Source organism: Bifidobacterium sp. POST2/T3 (B1) (genome assembly GCF_058197115.1).
The window spans coordinates 1-6,273 of the sequence record NZ_JBVPQK010000146.1 but is presented as its reverse complement, the minus strand read 5'-3'; the positions used below and the strand labels follow the sequence as shown (position 1 = coordinate 6,273).

Annotated in this window: 3 protein-coding genes; all 3 read right to left on the bottom strand. The window is 63.9% G+C overall.

Features of this window, described 5'->3' with window-relative positions; all coding sequences use genetic code 11:
- The coding region (locus tag AC0AP0_RS07605) for a glutamate synthase central domain-containing protein (RefSeq protein ID WP_490430012.1) at nt 1-2,918 on the bottom strand (2,918 nt) is incomplete at its 3' end.
- Nucleotides 2,919-3,041: 123 nt separating this feature from the next.
- Nucleotides 3,042-4,385: a radical SAM family heme chaperone HemW gene (hemW, locus tag AC0AP0_RS07600; RefSeq protein WP_490430010.1), complete on the bottom strand. Its 1,344-nt coding sequence runs from the start codon at nt 4,383-4,385 to the stop codon at nt 3,042-3,044.
- A gap of 4 nt (nt 4,386-4,389) precedes the next feature.
- The gene (gene lepA / locus AC0AP0_RS07595) at nt 4,390-6,267 is read right to left on the bottom strand and encodes a translation elongation factor 4 (protein ID WP_490430014.1); all 1,878 of its coding nucleotides are present in this window, start codon (nt 6,265-6,267) and stop codon (nt 4,390-4,392) included.
- Nucleotides 6,268-6,273 lie beyond the last annotated feature (6 nt).

Genomic DNA, 6,273 nt, shown 5'->3' with positions numbered 1-6,273 from the left:
ACCTTGGCGCCGGGAAGGTGGCCACCCTCCCCCGGCTTGGCTCCCTGGGCCAGCTTGATCTGCAGGTCGGTGGCCGAAACCAGATAGTCGCTGGTGACCCCGAATCGGGCCGAGGCCACCTGCTTGATGCGGCTGGTCCGGGCCGGGTCTGCGATTCGATCCGGGGACTCGCCGCCTTCACCCGAGTTGGACCTGGCCCCGAGCCGATTCATGGCCACTGCCATGGTCTCATGGGCTTCTTGGGATATGGACCCGTAGCTCATGGCTCCAGTAGAGAAGCGGGTAACGATGGACTCGGCGGCCTCCACCTGGTCCAGCGGTATGGGCGCCCTGTCGGAGTGCAGTTCCATGAGGCCGCGCAGGGTCATGCCCTGCTTGGCCGCTGCGTTCACATGGTCGGTGTATGCCCTGAAGAGCCCATAGTCCCCTCGTTTGGTGGACTGCTGAAGCAGGAAGATGGACTCTGGGTCGTTCAGGTGGTCCTCGCCGGTGCGGCGCCAATGGTAGTTGCCGCCTGTCTCCAGATCATGCCCGGAGCCAGCGGTCCACTCAATGGGATAGGCCACCCGATGGCGCTGGGCCACCTCGGCGGCGATCTCATCCAGGCCTATGCCACCCACCAGAGAGGTAGTGCCCGTGAACCAGCGGTCGATGACCTCCCGACTGAGTCCGACGGCCTCGAAGAGCTGGGAGCCGCGGTAGGACATGATGGTGCTCACGCCCATCTTGCTCATGATTTTGAGGACCCCGGTGCTCAAAGCCCGGACCAGGTTGTCGGAGGCCTTTTTGGCATCCACGTGCAAGTCCCCGCTGTTGGCCAGATTCTCCACAGACTCCAGTGCCAGGTAGGGATTGACGCAGGCTGCGCCATAGGCAATCAGCAGGGCCACGTGGTGGACCTCGCGCACGTCGCCGGCCTCCACCGCCAGGGAGACCTGGGTACGCGTGTGCTGACGAAGCAGGTGGTGCTGTACGGCCCCGGTCAGCAGCAGGGAGGGTATGGGTCCCCAGATGTGGTTGGAGTCCCGGTCGGACAGGACAAGCACATTGCAGCCCTCCTCGATGGCCTGATCCACCTCCCTTTCGATGGCTTCCAGACGCTCCTCAAGCGCCTTGCCGCCTCCGGCCACCTGGTAGAGGCCGCGAATCAGACGGGGGCGGAAGCGGCCTTCCAGGACCGGCGCTCGGTCCAGACGCTTGATCTGCGCCATCTGAACGGAGTCCACCACTGGCAGGTCGATGTGGATCTTCCAGGCGTGCTCGGGGGTGTCCTCCAAAAGATTGGGCTCGGGCCCGATGGCCGAGGCGATGCTGGTCACCAGCTCTTCGCGCTCCCAGTCCAGGGGCGGATTGGTGACCTGGGCAAACTTCTGGGTGAAGTAGTCGAAGAGCATGCGGGACCGGCGTGAGAGCACAGCGATGGGCGCGTCATTGCCCATGGAGCCGATGGGCTCCCTGCCGGTTTCGGCCATGGGCCCCAACAGCATGGTCAGGTCCTCCCGGGTGTAGCCGAAGGCCTGTTGCCGACGGTGGACCGAGATGCGCGAGTAATTGACATGCTCGCGCTCGGGCAGATCGTCCAGGCGGATGGTGCGTTCGGAAACCCACTTCCTGTAGGGGTGCAGACCGGCCAGCTGGCGCTTGATCTCGCTGTCGGGCACTATCCGGCCCTCTTTGGTGTCGGCCAGGAACATGCGCCCCGGCTCCAGCCTGCCCTTGGAGACGATGGACTCCTGGGGCGTGTCCTCTAGGACACCGGCCTCCGAGGCCAGGACCAGGTGGCCGTCATCGGTCAGCTGCCAGCGGCCAGGGCGCAGGCCATTGCGGTCCAGCTGGGCACCTACCAGGGTTCCGTCGGTGAATACGATGGCCGCCGGGCCGTCCCAGGGCTCGATCAGGGTGTCGTTGTACTCGTAGAAGGCCTTCAGATCCGGGTCCATGTCCGAATCCTGCTGCCAGGCCGGAGGCATCATCATGGAGACGGCGTGGGGCAAGGACCGACCCGCCAGGTGGAGCAGTTCCAGGGTCTCGTCGAAGGTGCCCGAGTCCGAGGCTCCCGGGGTGTTGACCGGCAGCAGCGGGGCCATGTCGCCCAGCAGCTCCGAGCTCAGCATTCCTTCCCGGGCTGACATCCAGTTGCGGTTGCCCTGAATGGTGTTGATCTCCCCGTTGTGGGCGATCATCCTGAAGGGCTGGGCCAAGGGCCAGGATGGGAAGGTGTTGGTTGAGAAGCGGGAATGGACGATGGCCAGGCGGGCCTTCATGGCCGGATCACTCAGGTCCGGGAAGAATCCCTGCAGCTGCTTGGTGGTCAGCATGCCCTTGTAGGTGATGGTTCGACAGGACAGGGATGCGAAGTAGACGCCCAGCTCGTGCTCCGCCCGCTTACGAACCCGGTAGCCCAGCCGCTCCAGATCCAGATCTCCACGGCCCTCAGGACCGGCGTCACACATGATGGGCATGAGGAAGCGGGGCATGGAGGCCAGAGCCTGCAGACCCAATCCGTCCGGATCGGTGGGTACTGACCGCCAGGCCAGAACGCGCAGCCCCTCCTGGCCGGCAATGGAGGCGATGGCCTCCTCCTGACCGGCAGCCTGAGCCGGGTCCCTATCCAAGAAGGCCATGCCCGCCAGATAGTGGCCAGCTTCGGGCAGATTCCGGTAGACCCGGGTGCGCATGAACTCGTCGGGCATAGAGAGCATGATGCCGGCCCCATCGCCGGTGTTGGGCTCGGCTCCCACGGCTCCTCGGTGGTCCAGGTTAATCAGGACGCGGATGCCCTGCTCGACGATCAGTCTTTCGTCCCGTCGGTTGAGGGTGGCAACCATGCCGAAACCGCAGGCATCGTGTTCCGTATCAGGGTCATAGAGCCCTTGGGGGCCGCGGACATGCAAATCGAGAGGGGCCGTGAATGACACCGCAATCACCTCGTTCGTGGACGGGGGCGGGGCCGGCATGCTCCGCCCTTGAGGAGCCTTGTCAATGGTGAATCAACAGAATAATGCATCCACAGGTGACATCCGTGTAACGTTCCGCAGTGTCTAACGAATTCCTACCGCCTCTAGAACCTGATCGATGACCAGATCGTTGAGCAGGCGGCCCCGGCGGGTCACCTGAATTCTGTCACCCACGGGCAGCAGGAGCCCCTGGTCTACCAGATCCTTGAGGATCTGCGGGTCTGCTGGACGACCTGCCATCTTGGTCAGTCGATCCATTCCTAGGCCTTCTGGCAGACGCAGGGCCAACATGACTGTCTCCTCCAGGTCCTGCCTCCAACCCAGAAGCTCGGCATCCTGCCAGGGCACATGTCCTGCATCCATGGCGGCCGCCCAGTCCCTTGGGTGGGCGATGTCCCAGGAGCGGATGGCCCGTGCACGCCGCTCCTCCAGGCCGGGCTCCTGCGAAAGCCACCAGGATGTCCGCGGATCGGCCTCTTCCGCTGATGCTGTTCCGGTGGCCCTGAACCCAGGCGATACGGAAGGCATAGGCTCCTGCTCCCGGGCTTCATCCACCGGTGTCATGCCCGAGTCCTGACCATCCAGCCCCCGATAGTGGGAGTGGGCGCCGGGCCCGATGCCGGCCCAGTCCACGTTGTGCCAGTAACCCAGGTTGTGGCGACTCTCCTGGCCGGGACGGGCCCAGTTGGAAATTTCGTACCAATACAGGCCCGCCTGGGAGAGCATGTCGTCGGCCATCTCATACTTAGTCGCCTCGTCATCGTCATCGGGGGCGGGCAGTTGGCCCCGGCGCACAGCACGGCCCATCTTGGTGGTGGGTTCCAGGGTCAGGGCGTAGGCGGAGACGTGGTCCACGCCCAGGTCCAGGGCCGCCTGCAGGCTGGTCCGCCAATCCTCAAGCCGCTCCCCCGGCGTCCCATAGATCAGGTCCACACTGGCTCTGAGACCCAATTCTTTAGCGGCGGCCACATCGGTGGTCACATTGGCCGGCGTATGGGTGCGATCCAGGGTGGCCAGGACGCTTGGCACCGCTGACTGCATGCCGAAAGACACGCGGTTGATGCCGCCCCTGAGCAGTTGCTCCAGGTATGCCCGATCCACGGTGTCAGGGTTGGCCTCGGTGGTAATCTCGGCCTCGGAGGAAAGCCCCCAGAGGTCGGCTACGGCCTCGACCATGCGCACCAGATCCTGGGCCGGCAGAATGGTCGGGGTACCTCCACCGAAGAAGATGGTGGACACGGGCGGCTCTATCAGCCCCCTAGAGGTCTGCCAGTCGCGGACCATACGCATCTCCTGGATGGCCAGGTCGGCGTAATGCTCACGGCTGGCGCCCCCGCCCAGGTCACGGGCCGTATAGGTGTTGAAGTCGCAGTAGCCGCAGCGGCGCATGCAGAAGGGCACATGGATGTAGACCTGGTAGGATCCCACCCGTTCAGCCCTCCTTCTTAGCGGCGGCCCGGATTTTGTCCTTGGTGTCCCGATCCTGGGCCTGGCCCGTGCTCAGGGCGGCGATGAAGGCCTCTTGGGGCACCTCGACATGTCCCAGCATCTTCATGCGCTTCTTGCCGGCCTTCTGCTTCTCCAGCAGCTTGCGCTTGCGGGTGATGTCGCCCCCATAGCACTTTGCCAGCACATCCTTGCGCAAGGCGCTGATGGTCTCCCGGGCGATGATCCGGGACCCTATGGCCGCCTGTATGGGTATCTCGAACTGCTGGCGGGGAATCAGCTTGCGCAGCTTCTTGGTCATCATCACCCCGTATGCGTAGGCCTTGTCCTTGTGGACGATGGCCGAGAAGGCGTCGATCTTCTCCCCTTGAATGAGGATGTCCACCTTGACCAGGTCGGCGGACTGGGTGCCGTCCGGCTGGTAGTCCAGGCTGGCGTAGCCCTTGGTCCGACTCTTCAGCTGGTCGAAGAAGTCGAAGACGATTTCGGCCAGGGGCATCCGGTAGTGCATCTCAACGCGCTCGGGGCTCAGGTACTCCATGGTTCCCATCTGCCCGCGGTGGTCCTGGCAGAGCTCCATGACCGGTCCGATGAACTCCTTGGGGGTGATGATGTCGGCGCTGACCACAGGCTCCAGAATCTGGCGAACCTTGCCATCGGGGAACTCGCTGGGGTTGGTCACCGTGTGCTCGCTGCCGTCCTCCATGGTCACCTGGTAGGTGACGTTGGGGGCCGTGGCGATCAGGTCCATGCCGAACTCCCTGCTCAGGCGCTCGGTGACGATCTCCATGTGCAGCAACCCCAGGAAGCCACAGCGGAAGCCGAAGCCCAGGGCCACCGACGTCTCTGGCTCGTAGACCAGGGCGGCATCGTTGAGCTTGAGCTTGTCCAGGGCGTCTCGCAGCTCGGGGAACCGGGCGTTGTCGATGGGGAAGAGCCCGGAATAGACCATGGGCTGGGGGTCCTGATAGCCGGGCAGAGGCTCCTTGGCAGGGTTGGCCTCGGTGGTGACCGTGTCACCCACCTTGGACTGGCTGACGTCCTTGACGCCGGTGATCACGTAGCCGACCTCCCCGGCACCCAGGGCCTTGGTGGGGGTCATGTCTGGACTGATCACGCCCAGCTCGATGGGGTCGTGCACGGTCGCCCGGCCCATCATGCGGATCTTCTGGCGCTCCTTGAGCTCGCCGTCCACCATCCTGATATAGGTGACGATTCCCCGGTAGGAGTCATAGACCGAGTCGAAAATCAGGGCCCGTGCCGGGGCCTTGGGATCCCCCTTGGGGGCCGGTATCCGGTCCACGATACGGTCCAGCAGCTCACGGATACCTTCGCCGGTCTTGCCCGATACCCGCAACACATCGTCTGTGGAGCAGCCGATCAGGTTGGCTATCTCCTCGGCGTGCTTGTCCGGCTCGGCCGAGGGTAGGTCGATCTTGTTGAGGACAGGGATAATGGTCAGATCATCCTCCAGGGCCATATACAGATTGGAGAGGGTCTGCGCCTCAATGCCCTGGGTGGCGTCCACCAGCAGTACCGCGCCCTCGCAGGCTTCCAGAGCCCGGGAGACCTCGTAGGTAAAGTCCACATGACCGGGGGTGTCAATCATTCCCAGGGTGTATTCGATGCCGTCCTTGACCCAGGGCAGGCGAACGGCCTGGGATTTGATGGTGATCCCGCGCTCCTGCTCGATGTCCATCCTGTCTAGGAACCGATCGTGCATCTCGCGCTTGGGCACGATTCCGCTCAGCTGCAGAATCCGGTCGGCCACCGTGGATTTTCCGTGATCGATGTGGGCGATGATGCAGAAGTTGCGGATCAGCGATTGGTCGGTGAATCCTGGTTGGTTCTTGGCTTCCTGCACCGGTCT